Source organism: Bergeyella cardium (genome assembly GCF_003614945.1).
Taxonomy (GTDB): Bacteria; Bacteroidota; Bacteroidia; order Flavobacteriales; family Weeksellaceae; genus Bergeyella_A; species Bergeyella_A cardium.
Genome location: NZ_QYCZ01000001.1, coordinates 390,226 through 413,461 on the forward strand (window position 1 = coordinate 390,226; position 23,236 = coordinate 413,461).

The 23,236-nt window shown below is 41.7% G+C and carries 17 protein-coding genes; 13 read left to right on the top strand and 4 right to left on the bottom strand.

Annotation, left to right across the window (positions count from 1 at the left end; genetic code table 11):
* Positions 1–18: 18 nt before the first annotated feature.
* Positions 19–759 (bottom strand): DUF4625 domain-containing protein, encoded by a 741-nt coding sequence (locus D8991_RS01820; protein WP_120488493.1) that lies wholly within the window; start codon positions 757–759, stop codon positions 19–21.
* Between the two features lie 216 nt (positions 760–975).
* Here D8991_RS01820 and rimP point away from each other — a divergent pair, with 216 nt between their 5' ends.
* The 3 genes from rimP (at position 976) to infB (ending at position 5,562) form a co-directional block, all read left to right on the top strand.
* A complete protein-coding gene (rimP, locus tag D8991_RS01825; protein ID WP_120488494.1) occupies positions 976–1,443 on the top strand; it encodes a ribosome assembly cofactor RimP in 468 nt (155 codons plus the stop codon).
* Between the two features lie 11 nt (positions 1,444–1,454).
* A complete protein-coding gene (nusA, locus tag D8991_RS01830) occupies positions 1,455–2,690 on the top strand; it encodes a transcription termination factor NusA (RefSeq protein ID WP_120488495.1) in 1,236 nt (411 codons plus the stop codon).
* An 88-nt stretch (positions 2,691–2,778) separates the two neighbouring features.
* Complete coding sequence (gene infB / locus D8991_RS01835) at positions 2,779–5,562, top strand: translation initiation factor IF-2 (RefSeq protein WP_120488496.1); 2,784 nt, start codon at positions 2,779–2,781, stop codon at positions 5,560–5,562.
* A 50-nt stretch (positions 5,563–5,612) separates the two neighbouring features.
* Here infB and D8991_RS01840 read toward each other — a convergent pair whose 3' ends face one another.
* On the bottom strand, positions 5,613–6,266 hold the full coding sequence (locus tag D8991_RS01840; protein WP_120488497.1) for a ComF family protein: 654 nt from the start codon (positions 6,264–6,266) through the stop codon (positions 5,613–5,615).
* Between the two features lie 338 nt (positions 6,267–6,604).
* On the opposite strand from D8991_RS01840, the gene D8991_RS01845 reads away from it, so the two are divergent.
* The 5 genes from D8991_RS01845 (at position 6,605) to D8991_RS01865 (ending at position 12,278) form a co-directional block, all read left to right on the top strand.
* Positions 6,605–8,752, top strand: coding sequence for a fibrobacter succinogenes major paralogous domain-containing protein (locus tag D8991_RS01845; RefSeq protein WP_162926724.1), 2,148 nt, complete (start codon positions 6,605–6,607; stop codon positions 8,750–8,752).
* Positions 8,753–8,834: 82 nt separating this feature from the next.
* A complete protein-coding gene (locus tag D8991_RS01850; RefSeq protein WP_120488499.1) occupies positions 8,835–9,551 on the top strand; it encodes a DNA-binding domain-containing protein in 717 nt (238 codons plus the stop codon).
* A 514-nt stretch (positions 9,552–10,065) separates the two neighbouring features.
* On the top strand, positions 10,066–10,509 hold the full coding sequence (locus D8991_RS01855; protein ID WP_120488500.1) for a 6-pyruvoyl trahydropterin synthase family protein: 444 nt from the start codon (positions 10,066–10,068) through the stop codon (positions 10,507–10,509).
* Between the two features lie 11 nt (positions 10,510–10,520).
* Positions 10,521–11,285 (top strand): UDP-2,3-diacylglucosamine diphosphatase, encoded by a 765-nt coding sequence (locus D8991_RS01860; RefSeq protein WP_120488501.1) that lies wholly within the window; start codon positions 10,521–10,523, stop codon positions 11,283–11,285.
* The gene (locus tag D8991_RS01865; RefSeq protein WP_120488502.1) at positions 11,286–12,278 is read left to right on the top strand and encodes a LuxE/PaaK family acyltransferase; all 993 of its coding nucleotides are present in this window, start codon (positions 11,286–11,288) and stop codon (positions 12,276–12,278) included.
* A gap of 21 nt (positions 12,279–12,299) precedes the next feature.
* On the opposite strand, the gene D8991_RS01870 is transcribed toward D8991_RS01865, so the two are convergent.
* Both D8991_RS01870 and D8991_RS01875 read right to left on the bottom strand, forming a co-directional pair.
* Positions 12,300–12,944 carry a lipoprotein signal peptidase gene (locus D8991_RS01870; RefSeq protein ID WP_120488503.1) on the bottom strand — a complete coding sequence of 215 codons (645 nt, stop codon included), beginning with the start codon at positions 12,942–12,944 and terminating at the stop codon, positions 12,300–12,302.
* A gap of 79 nt (positions 12,945–13,023) precedes the next feature.
* The gene (locus D8991_RS01875) at positions 13,024–13,404 is read right to left on the bottom strand and encodes a TraR/DksA family transcriptional regulator (RefSeq protein WP_120488504.1); all 381 of its coding nucleotides are present in this window, start codon (positions 13,402–13,404) and stop codon (positions 13,024–13,026) included.
* A 455-nt stretch (positions 13,405–13,859) separates the two neighbouring features.
* Here D8991_RS01875 and D8991_RS01880 point away from each other — a divergent pair, with 455 nt between their 5' ends.
* From D8991_RS01880 to D8991_RS09090, 5 genes are all read left to right on the top strand, one after another.
* Positions 13,860–18,263, top strand: a complete 4,404-nt coding sequence (locus D8991_RS01880) for a S8 family serine peptidase (RefSeq protein ID WP_120488505.1) — start codon at positions 13,860–13,862, stop codon at positions 18,261–18,263.
* A gap of 441 nt (positions 18,264–18,704) precedes the next feature.
* Positions 18,705–19,574, top strand: a complete 870-nt coding sequence (locus D8991_RS01890) for an SIMPL domain-containing protein (protein WP_120488507.1) — start codon at positions 18,705–18,707, stop codon at positions 19,572–19,574.
* A gap of 24 nt (positions 19,575–19,598) precedes the next feature.
* The gene (locus D8991_RS01895; protein ID WP_120488508.1) at positions 19,599–20,600 is read left to right on the top strand and encodes a homocysteine S-methyltransferase family protein; all 1,002 of its coding nucleotides are present in this window, start codon (positions 19,599–19,601) and stop codon (positions 20,598–20,600) included.
* Positions 20,601–20,653: 53 nt separating this feature from the next.
* The gene (locus D8991_RS01900) at positions 20,654–22,192 is read left to right on the top strand and encodes a YifB family Mg chelatase-like AAA ATPase (RefSeq protein WP_120488509.1); all 1,539 of its coding nucleotides are present in this window, start codon (positions 20,654–20,656) and stop codon (positions 22,190–22,192) included.
* A 696-nt stretch (positions 22,193–22,888) separates the two neighbouring features.
* Positions 22,889–23,026 (top strand): antA/AntB antirepressor family protein, encoded by a 138-nt coding sequence (locus D8991_RS09090; RefSeq protein WP_260392829.1) that lies wholly within the window; start codon positions 22,889–22,891, stop codon positions 23,024–23,026.
* Positions 23,027–23,236 lie beyond the last annotated feature (210 nt).

Here is a 23,236-nt window from a genome sequence, read left to right on the forward strand (position 1 = left end):
ATTAGCTTACTGCCTAGCTTAATAGAAAGGAAGTAGATTTTCAAAATAGGTATAGCCATTGTTAAGGTCATAGGCTATAATAATGATATAGTACTCACCTTTTGGGAAATCTTGTGGTATGGGGATGTTTTCATTAAAGGAGATTTCGGTTTTGCCTTTATAGTCTTTAAAGGAAGTATCTATTCGCTTGCTGTGTGTTTGTTTGGAGATGATTTCTACTCTCATCGCTTTTATAATTCTGTCATTGGCTTTTACCGTTGCATTTATATTAAAATCTTTCCCTGTATAGCCTTTGCCTTGCTCACCGAGGCTATTTATCGTCATATTAAACAGAGGAGGAGCTATGCTTAGCTCTTTGGTAGAGGTTTCTGTATTTCCTTCTTTGTCGGTTATATTAGCAACTACATCATAGAGCTCCGCCTTAAAGTCTGAGGGGATAAAAATATGCTCACTGAATATGGATTGTGCAATGCCAGAATAATAGTCTATATCGTGAGAAAGGGCAACTTTTTTTGTCTCTTTGGAGATGAGAGAGAGGTTAAAATGCTGGACGGGGGACTTAAGATTAAATTCTCCATCTATTTGCAGGCTTTCCCCAGCGTTTATCTTACCTTTAAAGCCCACTTCGGTTAGTTTGAGTTTTGGTTTTTCTTCCTTTGGGATTTCGGTTGAAATTTCATTAGAAGGCGCTTCATTGGTGTGCTGACAAGAGGTTGTTGCCAAAGAAAAAGAGGCTAAAAGTATTAAGAAATATTTCATTGTTTTTGATTTTAGTATTTGACAAAAGACTTTATTTACGCAAAGCTCAGTGAGCAAAAGTAATGTAATTTATTCATTTTATAAAGCTTGGTTAATAAATAATTTGCATTTGTCAAAAAAACATTTATCTTTGCGCCAGATTTTTTCGGGGATAGATGGATAGGCTTTTTTGGAAAGCCTTTTTTCGTACCTTGAAGTTAAAACAACCAAGGATTGATGATGTTTAAAGAGAAAGTAGAAGAATTACTTAACGGCTTCCTCCAAACGAGAGAAGACTTGTTTTTGATAGACCTTAAAATCTCTGCAGCTAATGATATCACAGTTATCTTAGATGGCGACAAAGGAGTTTCCATTCAAGACTGCTTGGATGCGAGCAGAGCCGTAGAAAATAACCTCGATAGAGAGGAGCAGGACTTTTCCCTGCAAGTAATGTCCGCTGGGCTTATAGAGCCTCTCACCCAGCTGCGTCAGTATCAGAAAAATATCGGGCGAGAGGTGGAAATCACCTTTAATGAAGGCGAAAAACTGAAAGGAGAACTTCTTCGTACAGACGCTACTTCGGTAACCCTTCTATTGAAATACCGGAAACCTAAAGACATAGGAAAAGGAAAAATAGATGTAGAGGAAGAAAGAACTATTCCTCTCTCAGAAATAAAAAAAGCATTGATTGTAATTAAATTTTAAATACACTTTGAATGAATAATATTGCACTTATAGATTCCTTCGGGGATTTTAAAGAAGAAAAAGGGATAAGCAAGATAGACCTGATGGCGATAATAGAAGACTCCCTTAAAACCTTGTTAAGAAAAAGATATGATTCTGATGACCACTTTGATGTAGTTGTGAATCCAGACAAAGGAGACTTCCAAATCTTCCTCAATAAAACCATTGTAGAAGACCAAATGTCTGAAGATGATGACCTTGAAATTGAAATATCAGAAGCTAAAAAAATAGACCCAACCTTTGAAGTTGGTGAGGAATATACGGTAGAAATCCCTATTGAGCAGCTCGGAAGGAGGAATATCCTTACTCTGAAACAAATCCTCTCTGGAAAACTCCAAGAGCATAATAACGCGATGCTTTATAAAGAATTTGAGGGGAGATTAGGAGAAATCGTTATCGGAGAAGTGCACCATATAAGAAAGACGCATATTATACTCTTAGATGATGAAGGAAACGAGTTTATCCTCCCTCAGAAAAAGCAAATTCCATCTGACTTCTTCAAAAAAGGAGAAAGCATCAGAGCTATTGTAGAAAGCGTAGATTTTAAAGGAGCGAAACCACAGATTACCGTTTCCAGAACTTCACCAACCTTCCTTGACAGGCTCTTGGAATTTGAAATCCCAGAGATACAGGACGGGACTATCAATATCCGAGCTTCCGTACGCGAACCGGGAGAGAAAGCAAAAGTAGCCGTAGATGCATTAGACGACAGAATAGATCCAGTAGGAGCTTGCGTAGGGGTAAGAGGTTCAAGAATACACGGCGTAGTAAGAGAGCTTAGAAATGAGAATATAGATGTCATCCAATGGTCAAAAGACCCAGAAGTATATATCAAGAGAGCGTTGGGGAATATGTCCATCAACAAAATAGAGGTTAATGACGATGAAAATAGCGTGATGGTCTATGCTCCTGTGGAAGAAATCTCCAAAATTATCGGTAGAAGAGGAGTAAATATTCGCCTTGCATCTGAGCTTACAGGCTATACCATAGATGTGTACAGAGAAACCAGCGAAGATGATGATGTGGCTCTTGATGAGTTTAAAGATGAAATAGAAGAGTGGATTATAGATGAATTCAAGAAAATAGGTCTTGAAACCGCTAAGAGTGTCTTAGATAAAGATACAGATGCACTGGCAAACATCGTAGATCTCGAAGAAGAAACCATAGAAGAGGTAAAACAAATCCTCCGAGCAGAATTTGAAGATTAATTCTTTCATAAAAGTATTAACCTGTTTAAAAATAAGATTAGTAAAATAAATCGTACTCTTTAGTACAGAAAAAAGTATTCAATAATAAATGCCAAAAATTAGATTAAACAAAGCGGTAAAGGAGTGTAATATTTCAATCCATAGAGTAGTGGAATTTCTTGCTCAGAAAGGTATTGAAGTAGAGAACAACCCCAACGCACAATTGGAAGAGGATGCTTATGCTGCACTGAAAGCCGAATTTGCAAAAGATAGCGAGCAAAGAAAGGCGTCTCACGAGGTGGTTATTTCCAAAGTACCGGAAGAAAAATTGGAAATAGAACCTGAGAAACCAGAGGTAATAAAGGCAAAAGCAGATTTTAAACCTGAGACAAAAGTCTTAGGGAAGATAGACCTTACCTCTTCCAAAGAAAAAGAGCAGCCTGTGGAGATTGAAGAACCTCAGCCAGAAGCTGAAACTAAATCAGAGCCGAAAGACGAACCTAAGTCTAAGCTCAATGTTTTGGATAAAATTGATTTAACTCAATTAGAATCGCCAAAACCTAAATCGGCTAAGAAGGAAGAAAAGCCTGCTCCTGCAAAAGAGAAAAAGAAAAAAGAGGAGAAAAAAGCTCCCGAACCTGTATCTAAAAAAGCAGAACCAAAAGAGGAAGCAAAACCTCAGAAAGAGGAAATTACTCAGGTAGAGTTTGAAAAGCCTGAGCAAGTGGTTACTCAGTACCAGAAATTAGATGGTCCTAAAATCGTTGGTGAGAAGATAGACCTTTCTCAGTTTGAGAATAAACCTAAGCCATCGGCAGCAGGCTCTTCTGCTAACAAAAAGAAAAAGAGAAAGAGAATAGAAAAACCTGCCCAGCAGCCGAGTCAGCAATCGGGAGGAGCTAATAACAATAGGCAGGGAGGTAATAACCAGCAGGGCGGTAATAAAAACAAAAAAGGTAGAAAAGAGAAAGTAATGCCTGTGGAGCTTACCGATGAGCAGGTGAAAAACCAGATAAAAGAAACTCTGGAAAAACTTACCAATAAAGGTGGTAAGTCTAAAACTTCCAAGCACAGAAGAGAGAAGCGTTCGTTTAGAAGAGAGCAGGAAGAGCATCTTCAAGAGTTGGAAGCACAGGACAGAACCCTGAAAGTAACCGAATATATTACCGTAAATGAGCTTGCGAGTTTAATGAATGTATCTCCTACTGAGGTTATCTCTGCTTGTTTCTCGCTCGGTGTTATGGTTACGATGAATCAGCGTTTGGAAGCCGATACACTTACCCTCGTAGCGGATGAGTTCGGCTATAAAATAGAATTTTCGGATGCTGACTTGGAAGAGGAAGTTTCCACCGAAGAGCCAGACAGAGAAGAAGATTTACTCCCTCGTCCGCCAGTGGTTACCGTAATGGGGCATGTAGACCACGGTAAAACTTCACTCCTCGACTATATCAGGAAAACCAATGTCATTGCAGGTGAGTCTGGGGGGATTACTCAGCACATTGGGGCGTATAGTGTGAGGTTAGATAATGGTCAGAAAATCACATTCCTCGATACACCGGGGCACGAAGCCTTCACTGCAATGCGTGCCAGAGGTGCTCAGGCTACCGATATCGTTATTATTGTAATTGCAGCCGATGATGATGTGATGCCTCAAACCAAAGAAGCGATTTCTCACGCTCAGGCAGCGGGTGTTCCTATGATTATCGCCATAAACAAGGTAGATAAGCCCAATGCTAATCCAGATAAAATCCGTGAGCAGCTCTCTGCGCTCAACATCCTTGTAGAGGAGTGGGGCGGTAATGTGCAGTCTCAGGAGATTTCTGCCAAGTTTGGTAATAATGTAGATTTACTCCTCGAGAAAGTCCTCCTGCAAGCGGAATTATTAGAGCTGAAAGCAAATCCTAATAAATCAGCAAACGGAGTAGTTATAGAAGCCTCTCTTGATAAAGGTAGAGGTTATGTTGCCAATATGCTTATTCAGGCAGGTACGCTCAGAATAGGTGATTATATCCTTGCGGGAACCAATCACGGTAAGGTAAAAGCAATGCTTGATGAAAGAGGGCATGCGATGAAAGAAGCTGGTCCTTCCACGCCAGTTACCGTTCTTGGGCTTGATGGGGCACCTACTGCGGGTGATAAGTTCAGAGTATTTGAAGATGAGAAAGAAGCGAAATCTATTGCCAACAAGCGTTCTCAGCTACAAAGAGAGCAGAGTATCCGAACTAAAAAGCATCTTACCCTTGATGAAATTGGGCGAAGAATTGCACTTGGAGACTTTAAAGAGCTTAATATTATCCTCAAAGGAGATGTTGACGGCTCAGTGGAAGCCCTCTCAGATATGCTTCAAAGGCTTTCTACGGAGGAGATCCAGATCAATATCCTCCACAAAGGAGTAGGTCAGATTACCGAGAGCGATATTCTTCTCGCCACTGCATCAGATGCTGTAGTTATTGGCTTTAATGTTCGTGCAGGAGCTAATGCTAAGGACTTGGCAGATAAGGAAGAGATAGAAATCCGTACATATTCCGTAATCTACGATGCTATTGATGATGTGAAGGAAGCGATGGAAGGAATGCTTTCTCCAGAAATCAAGGAGCAGGTGATAGGTAATGTAGAAATCCGTGAGGTATTTAAAATCTCAAAAGTGGGAAGCATCGCGGGTTGTATGGTACTCTCTGGAAAGGTTACCCGAAACTCAAAAGTAAGGCTCCTCAGAGAAGGCGTTGTGAAATACGATGGCGAGCTCGAGAGCTTGAAGCGTTTCAAAGATGATGTGAAGGAAGTAACCAAAGGCTACGAATGTGGTCTTAACTTAAAAGGTTATAACGATATTGAAATCGGAGATCAGCTCGAAATTTATGAGCAAGTAGCTGTAAAGAAAAAGCTGAAATAATTATTTTGAATACTGTGCAAAAGCCGAAGACTTGTCTTCGGCTTTTGCTTTTATAAATCTACTGCCATTACCAGAATGCTCAGCTTGTTCTCATTTTTCAGAAGCTCCCACGCTGCGGCAGACATTGTATTTCCTGTAGTAATCACATCATCTATCAGCAGGATATGTTTCCCGCGTATATCTTTATTCAAAGCGAAGGCTTGCCCTTTTATCTTCCGCTCTTCTGCATTTCTTTTTGCCTGCGCCTTTCTCTGAAACTTAACTCTCTTCAGTGCTTGGTGATCAAACGGAATATCATAGAACTTTGATAGCTCCTCCGCATAGAGATGTAGCTGATTATAGCCTCTTATCCTTTGTTTCTTTGGATGTAGGGGGATGGTTACAAGCAAGTCGGGTTTGTCTTCTCCGAAATTGAGCCTCTGAGCCGTCCAGTCCGCAAAGATTTTTCCAATGCTTTCTATGCCGTCATATTTTAGCTGATGAATAAGTTCCCTGCCTAATCCTACCTCATCAAAAATCATCAGTGCAAAAGCATTTTCCAAAGGGAAAAGCAGGTTACACTTTGCCCAGAGTTCGCTCTTTGTTCCAAAATCATCATAAGAGAATCTAATATTCATTAAGCAGGCATCGCACACCGCTTTATCGCTTTCAATCATTTGACTGCAGCCCACGCATCTTCTCGGAAAAAACATATCCAATAGCATAGCTCCCTATTTTTTTTGTGTAAAGATAAAATATTCTCAACTACACCGTAGCCGGTGAGGCGATTATTTTTAAGTGCTCCCCACGCCAGTGGGCTAAAAGCCAAAAGCTAACCGCTAATTGTTGCCAGATAAAAAATAAGTTTTATATTTGCCTCGCAATTAGATGAAAAAAGGATGAAAAGGAATACACAAAACATGACAAATATCATATACGCAAACTTGCGTATGTGCAATAATTTGTTATCCTTCCTTCCTTCCTTCAAAATATAGTCTTATTTAAAAGACTATATAGAGCGCCGATAGGCGCGCTGGCGAAGCCCGCGCGCCTATCGGCGCTTTTGCGTTTGCCTGCTTCTCACTTTTTCGCTTATGCAGGAGGCAAAGTCGCGAGCGAAGCGAGCGACAAAGCGCTACTCAATCTTCTTTTAGAGCAAAATCAGACAAGAGAGGAGAGAAGGGAGGTGCATTGTCGCCAGCCAAAGGCTGGCGACCCAATTGCAGTTTCTATGCTCAACAAATATTCCCAAGGAAGTAACATAAATAATAGATATATGAGATTTAAAATGACTTTAGCACTGGTGCTAATGAGTATTTTAGCCAGTGCACAGACAGAGTACGATGGCAGAGTCGGAATCAATACGGAGACACCGAAGGCATCTTTGGAAATAGCAAGGCACACGGGATTACCCGAGACCTCGGTGCAGGGAGTGCTATTTCCTCAATTAACGAGTGAGCAGAGGGATAAATTTACCAAAACGGATGTAGCCGAAGGGACAATGATATTTAACCTGACGAAAAGGTGTTTGGAAATCTTTACTCAAAATGATTGGAACTGTGTAAGCAAGGGGTCTTCTACACCATTAGGAGTAAGTATGCAGGTGATGGGAGCAGGTTGGGAAGGAGTTTTCCAACAAGGAGTGGATATTCCTGCGGGTTCTGGTACTCATAAAGTGAAGTTCCTTATCATCAATAATGGAGCTACGGCGTGGACGGGAGACTTGTCTTCTGCCCTTACGATTACCAATACACCAGCCCCACTACCAGGTGGAGCCCCTGGTCCTACAGGGACGGTAGATGTAGATGGTTCTCAAAATAGCAGTGTAACGGTTGCTCCAGGCACCTCAGAGGTGGTTACTTATACGCTAAAAGGTAAGCCCCAACCAGGGAGTATCAAGGCGAGATTGGAGGTAGGCATCTATGCCGTAGAGCAAAACTATAGCATAGGTGTAGGCTTTGCAGAGTTCCAAGACCACAGTATTTATGTTTTCTCTTGGAAGGAGGATAATAGTGTACAGGGACCACGCCCAGCGAACCAAACTTACCAGGGCAAGATAGACAACAGCGAATACAAGATACCGGTAAAGATACCGTATAAGAATGGCGATGGTAGAGAGTTTGGAGAGTTTACCAAAACGGTAACGATAGGCACAGGAGCAAACCAGAGGACGCTTAAACTCACGATACCAGGAGGGAAGCTCCATAGAAACACCAACCCAAATCTCTACAATGTGATTACAGGTACATTAGAGGTTTTAGAACCTACGCCATACTTAGCACCACTATTAGAGGCAGGGAGTGCCGATGAGGAGATAGCGAGTATCCCAGTACAGCTCACAAGTGCAACTGCTCCATTTAACTTAAAAGTAATCGCAACAGGAGGAGTAAAGGACAAGCAGTATAATTACTTGACAGCAGGGGTAGCCGGCAGGTATGACCACCGCTTTGTGTACAGCAAAGTGATGCTGTATAACCAGCAGGTATGGCTAGATAAGAACTTAGGAGCGTACTATGCAGATGCCACGAGATTTGGAGTATTTGGTAATGACCAGACTTATGAAAGGCGTAGTCCAAATGATGGAATAGATTATAGGGGGCTTGGCTCCGTATTCCAATGGGGGAGAGTGGCTGATGGACACGAGCTAGTAGACTGGATTACTACTCAGCCTAAACCTCATGGTGGAGCAGGAGAATTCAAATATACATCATTAGGTCAATTCCCTTCTGGTACTACTACCGATGCGTGGAAACGATATGACCAGACAGAGTATAATGCTAATGTTTCTGGTTATACAGACCCTTGCCCAAGTGGCTGGCATACCCCTACAGAGACAGATATAGAACAATTGCTGTTATCTGTAAATGGAACTATAGGGGCTGTAGGCTACATGTCTCCATTACGAGGCTCTTTTTCATTAGAATTAGATCGCTTTGGAGTAGGAGTGTATGATAATAATCTTACAAGTCATGTTATAGCACTTCGTAGTAATGAAATGGATGGTGGTAGAAATTATTTGTGGTTAAATATGTCAAAAAGACCTGGTTTAGCTTACATAATCAGTCTAACTTCAAGAGAGTTTAGAAATCCATTAGCTAAGATCCCACAGGCATTGGATTCAACAACATCATTAGAAGGAGATGGTATGGGAATTAGTGATGTTGAAAATGCTAAAGAATATGGATACCCCGTCCGCTGTATAAAAGACTAATAAATACACCCCAAGGGGGAGTAATCCCCCTTTTATCATAAGACTATAAATAATTAAATAATAACTCAAAACTTTATTCACAATGAAAAATACTTTAAAAGCGTGGTTAAGAGACAACCCTCTTACCAGCGACCCATCAGATTTTGTAGGCGTACCCGCAAGCGTAGGGAGTGTAAGCATAGCAGAGATTGTAGCAGAGCTCAAAAAAGAAGGTATGGAGATAAAAGAGGAGACGGCAATAGACATCGTTTCCCGCTTCAATCGCAAGAGCACAGAGCTGGTGCTCCAAGGCTATGTAGTGAATACAGGTCTCGTGATAATGCGCTCAGCCATCAAGGGAGCCTTCCGCGATAGGACTTGGGATAAGGACAAGCACAGCGTCTATGTAAATGTCAATCAAGGTGCCGAGCTAAGAAAAGCCATCTCCCAAACCAAGGTAGAGTTTCTTGGAGAGCAATCCAGCCCAATGGCAATCTTCGGTATTACCGACCTCAGCACAGGCAAAACCGATGGCACCCTTACCAAAGGCAAGAATGCAGAGATTAAGGGAACTTACCTCAAGGTTGCAGGTACTCACACAGATAATGGCATCTACCTCACCAATATAGACACCAAAGCCAAGACCAAGCTTGAAGACCTTGCCCTCAATGAACCTTCTCGTCTCTTGGTGCTTATCCCCGCCTCGCTCCCTGCCGGCAATTATGAACTGAGCATCACAACGCAGTTTAGCAATACCTCGAAAGTCTTTCTAAAAACCCCAAGAACTGAGGTGCTTAATACACCCGTAGTTATTGCCTGATTAATCTACTTAACTATCTATTATAATGCTATTTAAATCATATATTAATGTTTTTTTGGGACAATTGGAAAAGCGAAGGTGTCTCGCTCTCCCGAGCGAAGGTGACTCGCTCTCTCGGGCGAAGGTGACTCGCTCTCTCGGGCGAAGGTGACTCGCTCTCTCGGGCGATAGAAATTAGCCAAGATATCCCATTAAACCTAAACAATAAATAAGCTTTAAGAATGAATAATAAACTCAGCGATGAATTTTAAAACCATCAGCTGATAAGAAAGAAAATAGAAACCTTGCACTTTATCACTTGTGTGCATAATGCGTTTTTATAGTTGTTAGTATTTATTTGTACGGCACCCCACTCGGGGTGCCGTACTCTTTTTGGCTGATGGCAAATAGCTATTGGCTTTTAGCTATTGGTGGTGTGCGGTTAGTTTGTGGTAAGTGCGCCACCTGCAAGGTGCCACGCAGTGGCTGCTACGGTGTGGTTGCCTGCCGTGCCGCGGTTAATTATCTTTGCAAAATGATTCGTATAACCAAGATTTTTAGTTTTGAGACTGCCCATCTTCTCTACAATTATGATGGCAAGTGTAAGAATATGCACGGGCACTCGTATAAGCTCTTTGTAACGATAAAGGGAGCGCCTGTGAATGATTTGGAAAACCCAAAGAATGGGATGGTAGTAGATTTCGGAGATATAAAGAAGATTGTAAATGAAGAAATCGTAGATGTATGGGATCATTCTGTGCTTGTTAATGGGCTTTCGCCTCATCGGGAGCTGGGCAAGAATTTGGAGCAGCAGGGGCATAAGGTAATCTACTGCGATTTCCAGCCTACTTGCGAGAATATGCTCTATGAAATCGCCAGAAAGATTGAGAAGCGCTTGCCAGCAGAGGTGAGCCTCGCATATCTGAAACTCCACGAAACCGATAATTCCTATGGGGAATGGTTCGCTGATGAAAATTAATTCACCAAAGTATGCACATTATTTTAGAGGAAAACAAGAAGGTGTATTTTGCTTCCGACCAGCATTTCGGAGCGCCTACTCCAAAGAAAAGCAAACCCCGAGAGGAGAGGTTTATCCGCTGGTTGGATGAAATTAAAACCGATTGCCAAGTGCTCTTCCTGATGGGAGACCTCTTTGATTTCTGGCACGAGTGGAAGTTCGTAGTGCCCAAAGGCTACATCCGACTGCTGGGTAAGATAGCCGAACTTAAAGACTCAGGAATTGATATTTATTTCTTTGTGGGGAACCACGACCTATGGATGAGAGATTACTTCCAGACCGAGCTCGGGATACCAGTTTTCTTCCAAAAGCAGATTTGTGATATCTCTGGTAAGAAATTCCTCCTTGCCCACGGCGATGGTCTCGGTCCTGGTGATAAAGGCTATAAGCGGATGAAGAAAGTCTTTACAAACCCATTTTGCCAATGGCTGTTCAGATGGTTGCACCCCGATATTGCAATGAGAATAGCAACTTATCTATCCACTAAAAATAAGCTCATCTCTGGCGAAGAGGACAAGGAATTCCTCGGAGAGGATAAAGAATACCTCATTCTCTACTCCAATAAAAAGCTGGAGACGGAGGATTTTGATTATTTCGTCTATGGACATCGCCACCTTCCAATGGTTTTAGACCTTAAGGGTGGCGCAGCGAAGTACATTAACCTTGGCGACTGGATTTCTTACTTCACCTATGGCGTTTTTGATGGAAAAGCCTTTCACCTGAAAACCTTTGAATAAATGCAGGATATTTTTAATATAAAAACGGAGCAAGACTTTAAGTCGGCTTGCTTGGAGACCTTCCATTATCAGTACAATAGCGTGGCGGTGTATAAGGACTTTGTGGATTATCTTAAAATCTCCCCCTCTGATGTACGAGAGGTTGAGGATATCCCTTTCCTGCCGATAGAGATGTTTAAAAACCATCAGATTTTGGATAAGAGCAAAGCTGCGGAGAGGTATTTTCAGTCATCGGGTACCACGAATATACAAACACTTTCCAGACATTGGATTGCAGATTTCAGCCTGTATGAGGAGAGTATTTGTCAATCTTTTGAGCAGTTTATAGGCTCACCAGAGGATTATATTTTCTTGGGATTGCTTCCCAATTACTTAGAGCGGGAGAACTCCTCTCTTATCTATATGGTCAATTATCTAATGCAGAAGTCCAGCAAGCCAGAAAATGGTTATTTTCTCTATAATCATAAGGATTTATTAGACCTGCTGAAGCAAATGAATAATAAAAAAATCATCCTCTTTGGGGTGAGTTTTGCCCTTTTGGATTTCCTTGATTTTATTAATGATAATGGAGGCTTTTCCCTTGCTCAGAATTCGGAATTAGTTGTAATAGAAACGGGAGGGATGAAAGGTCGCAAGGAAGAAATGACCAAAGATGAGCTTCTCGCTATCCTGAAAAAAGGATTTCTTACGGAGAAAATCTATTCCGAATACTCTATGACGGAGCTACTCTCTCAGGCATATTCTCTCGGTGCGAATGTCTATAAATCTCCGAACTGGATGCGTATCCTTATCCGAAATATTGAAGACCCATTTGCCTACATTCCCGAAGGGCGTACGGGAGCAGTGAATATCATTGACCTTGCCAACAGGCATTCCTGCTCGTTTATTGCAACTCAGGATTTGGGTAAAAATCTTGGGAATAATAGCTTCCAGATACTCGGCAGGGTAGACCACTCGGATGTGAGAGGGTGTAGCCTCCTCGTGGCTCAATAAAACCGAAAACGGCTCTGATTTCTATAAATCAAAGCCGTTTGGAAATGCTTTTTTTCTGAATAAAAAGAGGAATACTCCCCCTACCGTTATTGCAGAATCTGCAATATTAAAGATGTATTTAAAGAACTCTATGCGCTTTCCTCCAATGATGGGGAAGCCGTCGGGTGCTACCCAATCTACGAGTGGGAAGTGGCACATATCTACCACACAGCCTTTCATAAAGGAAGAATAGCCTTCCCCGAAAGGTACGAACCGAGATACTCCACCGTAGTCCATCCACCTTCCGAGCTCTTCATCATAGACTGTTCCCGAGTCGAAGATTAATCCGTAAAACATCCCATCGATAAGATTACCGATAGCTCCAGCAAATATCATCGCCATTGGGATAATAAGGTAGTTTGATGCGCCTTCTTTCAGCCATTTTCTAAACAGATGTATCATCCCTCCAATGAGGCACAGGCGGAGGATAACGAGGAGATACTTTCCTATCATACCGCCAAAATGTACGCCGTATGCCATACCAGGGTTTTCTACAAAAGTCATACGGAACCAGTCTAAACCGAAAACGGGAATACTCTCCCCGATTTGAAAATGTGTTTTAATATAAATTTTTGAAGCCTGATCTATTAATAGAATCAGAAAAGTGATAAGTACTATTTTTTTCATTGATGAGAATCAGAAAATGAGGCGAAGACGAGATACTAATTAGGAATCATCTCCTGCCTCATTATAGTTTTTGAGGGGGTTATTTCTGCATATTTTTAGCCTCTATGCTTAGCGTAGCGTGGGGTACGGCTCTTAGTCTTTCTTTTGGGATGAGCGTACCTGTTACCCTGCATATTCCATAGGTTTTGTTTTCAATCCTTATGAGCGCATTTTTCAGGTCTCGGATAAATTTCTCTTGCCTTCCTGCCAATATTGCATTTTGTTCTTTACCTAATGTCTCTGCCCCCTCTTCAAAGGCTTTAAAGGTTGGCGAGGTATCATCTGTACCGTTATTTTTGTTGTTGATGAAATTCTCGCGGATGAGATGTAAGTCATTTTCTGCTTTTTCTATTTTCTCTAATATCAATTCTTTGAACTCCTGCAAATCGGCATCGCTGTAGCGTTGTCTGTTCTCTAACATCGTATTAAATTTTAAAATTGGACAAATATAATAATATTCATTATAAGTAATAAATATTGTAGCTGTTACAGGTAAATTAACTGTATGCATTCCATTGCACACCTTAGTGGGTGGGCTGCCTATAAGGTAAAGAGTATTGAGTTATAGGTGCTATTTGCTAAATATGTTGGTAACGAAAACCGAATGGAATTTAGTATTGAGAAAAAAACATTTTTGCAGGAAGTAAAATAAGGTTTTTAAAATGGAATTTCTACCTCTGATTATTATTGTTGAGGGCTTAAAAGTTCGTCAGAATTGCTTTTAATGCTTTATTTTAAATGAATAAATAAAAAGAAATCGAATAAGTGTTAAATATGGAATTTGTAAATTTTAGTTAGAAAAAAGATAAAAATCATACTGCAGCATCGCATTAATATTTGTAGTTTTGTGGCGTTTTATTTTTAAAAATCTTATCAATGGACGAAAAAACAATTTTTAATGGTGGCTTTCTCACCAAAAAATTACCAATAGCGCTTTGCTATTTATTTGCAACTACTGCTTTTGCCCAAAATGCAGAAGAAATAAAAGAAATACAGCAAAAAACTGAAGTCGCAAAACTGAGATTATTCAGTGGGATTACTCAAAAATCTACACTTAGCATCAATGCCCTAAAACAAAAAGCTCAGAAACTTAATATCCCTTTTGAAGGGAAGACTGCGAATGGAATCTTCCAGCTGCAAGGCTTTAATCAGAAGGGTAGACCTATATATTATATCACTTACAACGCAGGTGCTTCTAGTGCTACGGGAGCAAACCTGCTCAATACAGGTGGTGGCCATTATGAATTAGATGGTGATGGTATGCGTGTCTTTGAATGGGACGGTGGTGCTACGCTCGTAAGCCACCGAGAGTTTGGCGGTAGAGCAAAACAAAAAGATAACCCAAGAACAACAAGCCCGCATGCTACCCATGTGGCAGGTACAATGATAGCTTCTGGTATAGACAAACGAGCAAAAGGTATGGCTCCAAAAGCAGAACTCCACGCGTATGATTGGTATAGTGATCTTAATGAAATGAGCGATGCTGCAATAAATGAAGGAGCCTTGCTCTCCAATCACTCTTATGGTGTGCCAGCTGGGTTTGTCTATGGAAGTTATTCTGGTCAGCCAGGCTGGCACTGGTTAGGAGAAGATGATGAGACCGAAGACAGCTACTTTGGAAAATATATAGATACAGATACTTCTTGGGATTTGGTAAGTAGGCTTGCTCCTTACTATCTACCTGTAAAAGCAGCGGGTAACCCAAGAGGAGATGGACCATCTCCAGGCTCTTATCACTTTGTGCGCACTGCTCAAAACACTTGGAAACGCTCCAATGAAGCAAGAGAGGTCAATGGTGGTGCAGATGGTTTTGATTGTATTTCTGCCAGTACAACGGGTAAAAATATACTCGTAGTAGCCGCTGCTGAGAAAATGCCAGGGGGTTACAAACAACCAAGCGATGTAAAGGTTGCGAGCTTCTCCGCTTTTGGGCCTACGGATGACGGTCGTATTAAGCCAGATATCACAGGTATTGGTGTAGATGTATTTTCTACCAATTCTTCAAACTCATCTTCTTATACTGTTATGAGTGGTACCTCTATGGCATCTCCTAATGTAACGGGTTCTTTACTCCTACTACAGGAGCATTACAAGAAGCTATACTCATCGTTTATGAAGAGTGCTACCCTTAAAGCCCTCGCAATACATACCGCAAATGAAGCTGGACCACACGATGGGCCTGACTATATGTTTGGCTGGGGATTGCTTAATGATTTTAAAGCCGCTCAGGTGATTTCTTTAAGAAATAAATTCTCATTAATCTCCGAAGAAAAGCTCAATAACAAACAAACGATTACAAAACAGCTCGTAGCCAAAGGTGCAGAGCCATTAGTGGTAACCATAGCTTGGGATGATGCTGTGATTGAAAGAAAAGACCTCCCACAGGGTTTGAATAACCGCCAGTCAGTACTCGTGAATGACCTTGATATCAGGATTACCGATGGTACTAATGAATACTTCCCTTGGGTATTAGACCCTGACCACCCTGCCAATGCTGCTCAGCAGGCAGATAATGCAAGGGATAATGTAGAGCAAATCGTTATCAAGAATCCAGAAGCTGGGAAGACCTATACTCTTAAAATTACCCACAAAGGAGATTTGAAAGATAATGAAATTAGTGGAGGCTCTTATACCCTGATTAATGCTGCAAGCCAAGACTTCTCATTAATCGCTACAGGGGTAGAATTTGATGTGAAGAAAGACCTTACTATAAAGGCAATAAAACTCCCTCCAGCTAGGGACTTCTCCAATGCTACTCCTGTGGAAGTAGAAGTTGCCAATGAGGGTACTGAATCCGTTGCAGCAGGTGCAGTGCTCAAATACAAGGTTGTCAATACAGATGATAATACAGAATCTGCTGAGGCTCAGGTAAGCCTTGATGCTATTAGCGGTAAGTCTTCCATTAAAAAGACAGTTACCGTAGATCTTTCCAAATCTTTTGCAAACTACACCATAGAAGCAGAAGTAGTATCCACAGAAGACGAGATTAACTTTAATAACAAGGCAACAGCTAAGGCATACAACACGATAGTAGATTTAACTGAGAAGAAATCTTCTTTCTCCTATGACTTTGAGTCTCCTTTTGATAAAAAAGGCTGGACGGCAGAAGATACAGATAACGATAGCAAGACTTGGAAGATTCATAATGACCGAACATTTGCCCACTCAGGTGCTCAGGTTGCAGTGAACTTCCCAGGGCATAAGACGACGAACGACTGGATGTTCTCCAATCCATTCCAAGTGAAGCCCAATACCCTTTACAGTCTTGAATTCTATGCTGCAAAATTAGATGAGAATAAAAAAGAAAGTCTCGAAGTCTTCATTGGAAATGATGCTACTTCTACAGCAATGCTCACCAAGCTGGATAATAGCGCTGCGGAAGACCTTACCAACTCCTATGCGAAGTACTACTATGAGTTCAGAACGCCTAATACAGCAGACAAGCTCTTTATCGGTTTCCATCATAAGTCAGATACCGATAGCTATGCTGTGGCGGTAGATGATGTAGTCCTTCGCCACGCAGATGGAGAGCCAGTAGTCGCATTCAAAGCAGATAGGGTAAAAGCAAATTCTTATGAAGTCATCACCCTTAATAATGAAACTTTCTCTGCCGCTCAGCAGCCTGTAACTTCTTACGAATGGTCATTCAGCCCAAATAAAGTCGCTTACCAAGACAATACAAACGCTCATTCTAAAACTCCGAAAGTATTGCTTACCGAAAACGGACTTTATACCGTAACCCTTAAAGCTACCAATAGCGAGGGCACAGGTAGCCTTACCAAGGACAGCTATATCTCTATTCAGAATACTCCCGTAGTAGCAAGCTTTACTGAGACCGCTACTAAGATAGGAGAAGGCGAGACCATTACCTTTAAGAATACCTCTACGGGTAATCCTGTACCTACGAAGTTCAACTGGGTAATTACCCCAAGCGAGAATGTAGAGTTTACCTCTGGTACTTCTGCTACTTCTGAGAACATTATTGTGAAGTTCAACAAATATGGTAAATACTCCGTAGCACTTACCGCAGAGTCCCCTCATAATGCAGACACTAAGGAAAAAGCAAAACTCATAAATGTAACCACTCTCTATCAAGGGGTAGGACAGGTGAATCACTCCCTCGATACTGCAGCGAAGACCCTTACCCTCAACTGGGAGAGACCGTTTATGAGACCAGATTATAACGAAGACTTTGAAGGTGCTACCGTACCAGTAGATATGACGGTGATAGATGCCAACCAAGATGGTAAAACTTGGGGACTCTCTACCAATTATAAGTCTACAGGTAAGAAAGGTATAGCAGTGTATTTCGCTAGGAATAACAAAGTGGCAGACGACTGGCTCATCACCCCAATGCAAAAAGCAGGTGCTGAGGAACTGGCGTTTGACTACTTCCACCAGTACAAGGAAAGGTATGATATCTATCTCATAGAAGCTACCCAAGGGGGTACCGTGCCGTCCGTAGATGAGATTAAAGCCAATGGCCATAAAATCTATACCGAAGAAGCTACTACGGGTAAAATGTCGAAGTTCGCTACTAAGGCTATCGATATTAAGCCTCATACGGCGAAGGACTTCTTCATCGCGTTCCATTACAGGTCTCTTCCGAAGGAGAGCTATGCAATAGCGCTCGATAATATCCAAGTAGGCTACAATAATGCAGGCAAAACCGATAGAAAAGCAGATAAATCCACCGAAGAAATCAAGGACTATAAAGCGATTTATGAAGCAGGTAAGGAGCTGATTAATATCACCGCTATCGAGCAGATAACCCCTGTGGGCAAAGAAGAAATCCCTGTAAAAGAGTTCGGATTTACCACCGAGCCTAAGCTCAAAGGCTATGAAATCCATAGAAATGGCGTTAAGCTCAGCGATATCAGCGATGTGAATACCCTCTCTTTTGTGGATCATCTTACCGACAACGGCACCTATACCTACGATGTATATGCCCTTTATGAGGAGAATAGCGGTACCGTGAAGTCCGACAAAGAGAGCACTACCGTAGTGGTAACCAACCTCTCCACTTCCGAAGCGGCTAAGGCTTCCACATTGAAGATTTACCCTAACCCGTCCAATGGCCACTTTACCATAGATGCCGGCACTGGCACCTCCCACATAAAGGCTGAGGTCTATGATATGGCGGGCAAGCTCGTCTTCAAAGGAGAGTATAAGTCTGCACAGGCGGAGCTCAACCTCACTTCATTCCCGAAAGGAGCATACCTCCTCACCGTACTCAATGACCGAGGCGAGAAGCAAACCGCTAAGCTCATCATCAAGTAGCTTATAGCGAATAGCCATTAGCTAAAAGAGAGTGTCTTTATTACAAGGGCACTCTTTTTATTCTCCCTCCACACCGCATCGTAGCCTATGGAGCACTTAAAAACAATTCTTCCCCACGCACCGTAGCCGGTGGGGCACTTAAAAATAATTGCTCCCCACGCCAGTGGGCTGTCGGAAGCAAAAATGAAGCTGTCGGAGACAAAAATGAACCTCAGGTCAATGAAAATTAACCTTAGGTCAAAGAAAATGAACTTTGGGTCAAAGAAAATGAACTTTGGGTCAAAGAAAATGAAGTTGAGGTCAAAGAAAATGAACCTCAGGTCAAGGAAAATAAAAAAAAGTGCCTGCCATGCTACGGCTGCTTGAAGCCTACTGCTTATAGCTTAATGTTTATTATATTTGCTGGGCATTAGGCAGATTAAAATATAAAAACAGTATAGAATGAAAAAAGTTTTTTTACTCCTTTCGGTAGGGATGGCTTTTGTAGCAAATGCTCAGTTTTCAGGGAATGCGGCGTATAAGCGCGACCGCTACAGCAGAAACGATGATTTCTCGGAGAAGAGAAATGTGGTGGCAACCGATTCCACTGTGGTTTTCTACACCGATGTACTGCTCAACCAAAGGGCGGACAATTACAAACTCACCCTTGGCGTAAGACAGGAAGGGAAGACCCCAGCTGAGGCATTAAAGAAGATTAATGAAAGAATTAATGGCTTTGCAAAGAGCATTCGTACGCTTGCTAGTGCAGAGGATATTTTTGTGGATTTCATCACTCAAAATCGCATTCTCGACTTTGATATCGATAAGCAGAAGGAGACCGCAAAGCAGAAAGTTACGGGCTATGAGATTAAGAAGAATGTTATCATCAGCCTTAAAAACTATTCAGATATCGAGCAAGTGATTTTGCAGGCTGCCGAGCATCAGATTTATGATGTGATAAAGGTAGATTATATTAACACCGATATCGCTAAAATCCGAAAGCAGCTCCTCAGCGAGGCTTATCAAATTTCGGAAGAGAAGAAGAAAGATTATTTCTCGCACTTTAAGAAAGAGATTCTGGGCAGTCCTGTAGCGGAGAGCGATTTTCATTATCTATTCCCAAGTAGCAGATACGAGGAATACACCGTTTCCGAGAGCTCAAAGGTAGATGTCCCGTCAAGATACACAGAGGAATATCTTAGAAAAGAAGATACCTATTATTATGAGGGGGTAGATTATTCGGGCTTTGATAAGGTCATCAATCCCACCCATCCAGAAGTCGGCATTCAGTACATTTTAAGGCTAAGGGTAAAGTATAAAATCAAGAAATAAACCTCAGCCAAAAGGCGATATAAAATGAAGAATACACAAGCACTATACAACGCACTTTCTGAGCGCATCCTCATCCTCGACGGCGCGATGGGCACGATGATACAGCGCTATAACCTCACGGAAGAGGACTACCGAGGCGAGCAGTTTAAGGACTGGCAACACCCCGTAAAAGGGAATAATGATATGCTCTCCATCACCAAACCAGAGGTGATACAAGAGATTCACAAGCTCTATTTGGAAGCTGGTGCAGATATTATTGAGACCAATACTTTCTCAGCAACCACCATTGCAATGGCAGATTATTTTATGGAGGACTATATCTACGAGCTCAACTTTAAATCTGCCCAGCTCGCTAAAAAAGCCTGCGATGAATACACTGCAAAGAACCCACAAAAGCCGAGGTTTGTAGCGGGGTCTATCGGTCCTACCAACAAAACCCTCAGCCTTAGCCCAGATGTGAATGACCCAGCCTACAGAGCTATTCGTTTTGATGAGTTGAGAATTGCCTATAAACAGCAGGCAGAAGCCCTCCTCGATGGTGGGGCAGACATCCTCCTCGTAGAAACCATATTTGATACACTGAATGCCAAAGCCGCCCTCTTCGCTATTGATGAAATACAATCCGAGAGAAACCTCCATATCCCTATAATGGTTTCAGGAACCATAACCGATGCTTCGGGGCGCACACTTAGCGGACAGACCGCAGAGGCCTTTCTTATTTCCGTCTCTCATTTGGATTTGCTCAGTGTGGGCTTTAATTGTGCCTTAGGTGCAAAGCAACTCACCCCCTACTTGGAAGCAATTGCCCCAAAGGCAAGTTTCAGGATTTCTGCTCACCCCAATGCGGGCTTGCCCAATGCTTTCGGGCAGTATGATGAAACTCCAGAGCAGATGGCAGAGCAGATAAAGGAGTATCTGGATAAGGGGCTTATCAATATTATTGGGGGTTGCTGTGGGACTACTCCCGAGCATATCAAAGCAATTGCTATCTTAGCCAAAGACTATAAGCCTCGCCAACTGAGCTGATTGATTTTAATCCCTGTTTTGGAAATATTCTTACCTTTAACCAAAATTTTATTATGTTAGTTAAGGTATACGGCAGTGCTATATACGGCGTATCGGCACAAACCATAACAATAGAGGTGAATGTAGATCAAGGAGTGGGCTATCATTTGGTGGGCTTGCCCGATAATGCGATAAAGGAGAGCAGTTACAGGATCTCTGCAGCTCTCAAAAACAATGGCTACAAGCTGCCAGGTAAGAAGATTACCATTAATATGGCTCCTGCCGACCTTAGGAAAGAGGGCTCCGCCTATGATGTGAGCATTGCTATTGGGATTCTTGCGGCATCGGGGCAGATAAAAGCAGAGGATATCAGCGACTATATCATTATGGGAGAGCTCTCCCTTGATGGTACATTACAACCGATAAAAGGCGTTCTCCCAATTGCCATTCAGGCGAAGGAAGAGGGCTTTAAGGGAATTATTCTCCCCAAACAGAATACCCGAGAAGCCGCCATAGTACAGGGCTTGGAAGTCTATGGAGTCGAGAATATATTAGAGGTTATTCATTTCTTTAATGGCTCTAATGTCCTTAGCCCTACCGTACTCAATATTCAGGAAGAATTTGAGGGCAAAGCGCAGGATTTCTCCATAGATTTCTCCGATGTAAAGGGGCAGGAATCCGCCAAGAGAGCGATAGAAGTAGCTGCTGCGGGAGGGCATAATATTATTTTGATAGGTCCGCCAGGCAGTGGAAAGACGATGCTCGCAAAGCGTATCCCAAGCATTCTCCCTCCTCTCAGCTTGGAAGAAGCCTTGGAAACCACAAAAATACACTCCGTAGCAGGCAAGATGGGTACGGAAACTTCCCTTATGACGACTCGCCCTTACAGGTCTCCTCATCATACCATCTCAGATGTAGCATTGGTGGGTGGGGGTAGTTATCCTCAGCCTGGTGAGATATCTCTGGCGCATAATGGCGTCCTCTTTTTAGATGAAATGCCAGAGTTTAAGCGCTCCGTTCTCGAGGTAATGAGGCAACCCCTCGAAGATAGAATGGTAACCATCTCCCGAGCTCGCTTTACCATAAACTATCCTGCGAGTTTTATGCTCGTTGCCAGTATGAACCCCAGCCCGAGCGGTTTCTTCCCAGATGACCCCAACAATACCTCTTCCCCAGCCGAGATGCAGCGGTATATTAATAAACTCTCTGGTCCCTTGCTCGACCGTATAGATATACATATCGAAGTGCCAAAGGTGGAGTTTGAGCAGCTCTCCGATAAGCGGAAAACCGAGACCAGCGAGGAAATTCGTCGCAGAGTGCTCCGCGCAAGGCAGATTCAGCAGGAGCGGTTCTCAAAATCCGATATACACTACAATGCTCAGATGGGCAGGAGGGAGATAGAGCAGTACTGTGCATTAGACCAGGCCTCCGAGCTCCTTATAAAAACCGCAATGAACAGGCTAAACCTCTCCGCAAGAGCTTATGATAGAATCTTAAAGGTCGCCCGTACCATAGCTGACCTTAACTCCTCCGAGCAAATAACCTCTTCCCACATTGCCGAAGCGATCCAATATCGTAGTTTAGATAGGGACTTTTGGTCGTCTTCTGGTTAATAATGGGTATTGAGAATATATATTTTAGAATGGTAAAGGGAAGAAAATTATGTAAAAGAACAGAGTTTTTTTTTTCTTGTAAGAAAAAAGCAGAACCGATTGATGATTCTGCTTTTAATTCTCTTACATTTTGTAGCGAAGACGGGACTTGAACCCGTGACCTTTGGGTTATGAATTTAAATCTCGCTAAGACAAACCATGATAATCAACAACTTACATTTTAATATCTTGGTCAATCTCCAATAAAAATACTCGATTATATACTCAGTTTATAGTTAAAAATATAGTGCAAATCAAGTATTTGCACTGTATTTTTATGGTTTTATATAAGACAATTTCTATTTTTCCATTAGCAAGTTTGGTTGTCTTATATATTTACACTCAGAAATATAAGTATATATATACTTACAAATATAGATTTAAATTTGGTTGCAAATGTAATGAAAAAAATGAAAACTTGCAATATTATAGAAAAAATTAGGCGCCAATTCAACATAAGTATGTTTTCCCCCATTTTGGTGAAAACTAGGATTAACAATAATGGTATAATGGACAAAATTCAGGCTGTTTTTTCACACCTCCTTTTGGATAATATAGAAAAATAGAAGAAAACAGAACAATGAATGAGCTTATAAAATAATCGAAAAAGAAGGCTAAAAGGCCGTCTTTGCTAGAGAACTCCATCAATTCTTAGAGGTGGGTAGAGATTTTTCTAATTGGATAAAAGGTCGTATAGATGAATATGAATTTATAGTAAATCAAGACTATGAGGTTTTCGCCCAAATTGGCGAAAACTCCAACGGAGGCCTTAAAAGAATACACTTTGACCCTTGATATGACAAAAGAGCTTTCTATGGTAGAAAAAACAGAGAAAGGAAAACAAGCATGTAGATACTTTATAGAAATCGAAAAGATAGCCCTACAAGCTAAGCTACTTCTAGTGAATAATAATAACAAGGATCTACAGTTAGAATTATTTGATCTTATTCGTGCTAATCTTCTCAAAGGTGATTTGATAGCTGTATCCAAGTTCTATTTTTTCAT

Bases quoted from the DNA above. Each gene is read 5' to 3' on its own strand.
- rimP (WP_120488494.1), top strand. From the start codon at position 976: ATGATGTTTAAAGAGAAAGTAGAAGAATTACTTAACGGCTTCCTCCAA.
- D8991_RS01820 (WP_120488493.1), bottom strand. From the start codon at position 759: ATGAAATATTTCTTAATACTTTTAGCCTCTTTTTCTTTGGCAACAACC.
- D8991_RS01890 (WP_120488507.1), top strand. From the start codon at position 18,705: ATGAAAAAAGTTTTTTTACTCCTTTCGGTAGGGATGGCTTTTGTAGCA.
- D8991_RS01900 (WP_120488509.1), top strand. From the start codon at position 20,654: ATGTTAGTTAAGGTATACGGCAGTGCTATATACGGCGTATCGGCACAA.
- nusA (WP_120488495.1), top strand. From the start codon at position 1,455: ATGAATAATATTGCACTTATAGATTCCTTCGGGGATTTTAAAGAAGAA.
- D8991_RS01865 (WP_120488502.1), top strand. From the start codon at position 11,286: ATGCAGGATATTTTTAATATAAAAACGGAGCAAGACTTTAAGTCGGCT.
- D8991_RS01875 (WP_120488504.1), bottom strand. From the start codon at position 13,404: ATGTTAGAGAACAGACAACGCTACAGCGATGCCGATTTGCAGGAGTTC.
- D8991_RS01840 (WP_120488497.1), bottom strand. From the start codon at position 6,266: ATGCTATTGGATATGTTTTTTCCGAGAAGATGCGTGGGCTGCAGTCAA.
- D8991_RS01880 (WP_120488505.1), top strand. From the start codon at position 13,860: ATGGACGAAAAAACAATTTTTAATGGTGGCTTTCTCACCAAAAAATTA.
- infB (WP_120488496.1), top strand. From the start codon at position 2,779: ATGCCAAAAATTAGATTAAACAAAGCGGTAAAGGAGTGTAATATTTCA.
- D8991_RS01860 (WP_120488501.1), top strand. From the start codon at position 10,521: ATGCACATTATTTTAGAGGAAAACAAGAAGGTGTATTTTGCTTCCGAC.
- D8991_RS01850 (WP_120488499.1), top strand. From the start codon at position 8,835: ATGAAAAATACTTTAAAAGCGTGGTTAAGAGACAACCCTCTTACCAGC.
- D8991_RS01870 (WP_120488503.1), bottom strand. From the start codon at position 12,944: ATGAAAAAAATAGTACTTATCACTTTTCTGATTCTATTAATAGATCAG.
- D8991_RS01855 (WP_120488500.1), top strand. From the start codon at position 10,066: ATGATTCGTATAACCAAGATTTTTAGTTTTGAGACTGCCCATCTTCTC.
- D8991_RS01895 (WP_120488508.1), top strand. From the start codon at position 19,599: ATGAAGAATACACAAGCACTATACAACGCACTTTCTGAGCGCATCCTC.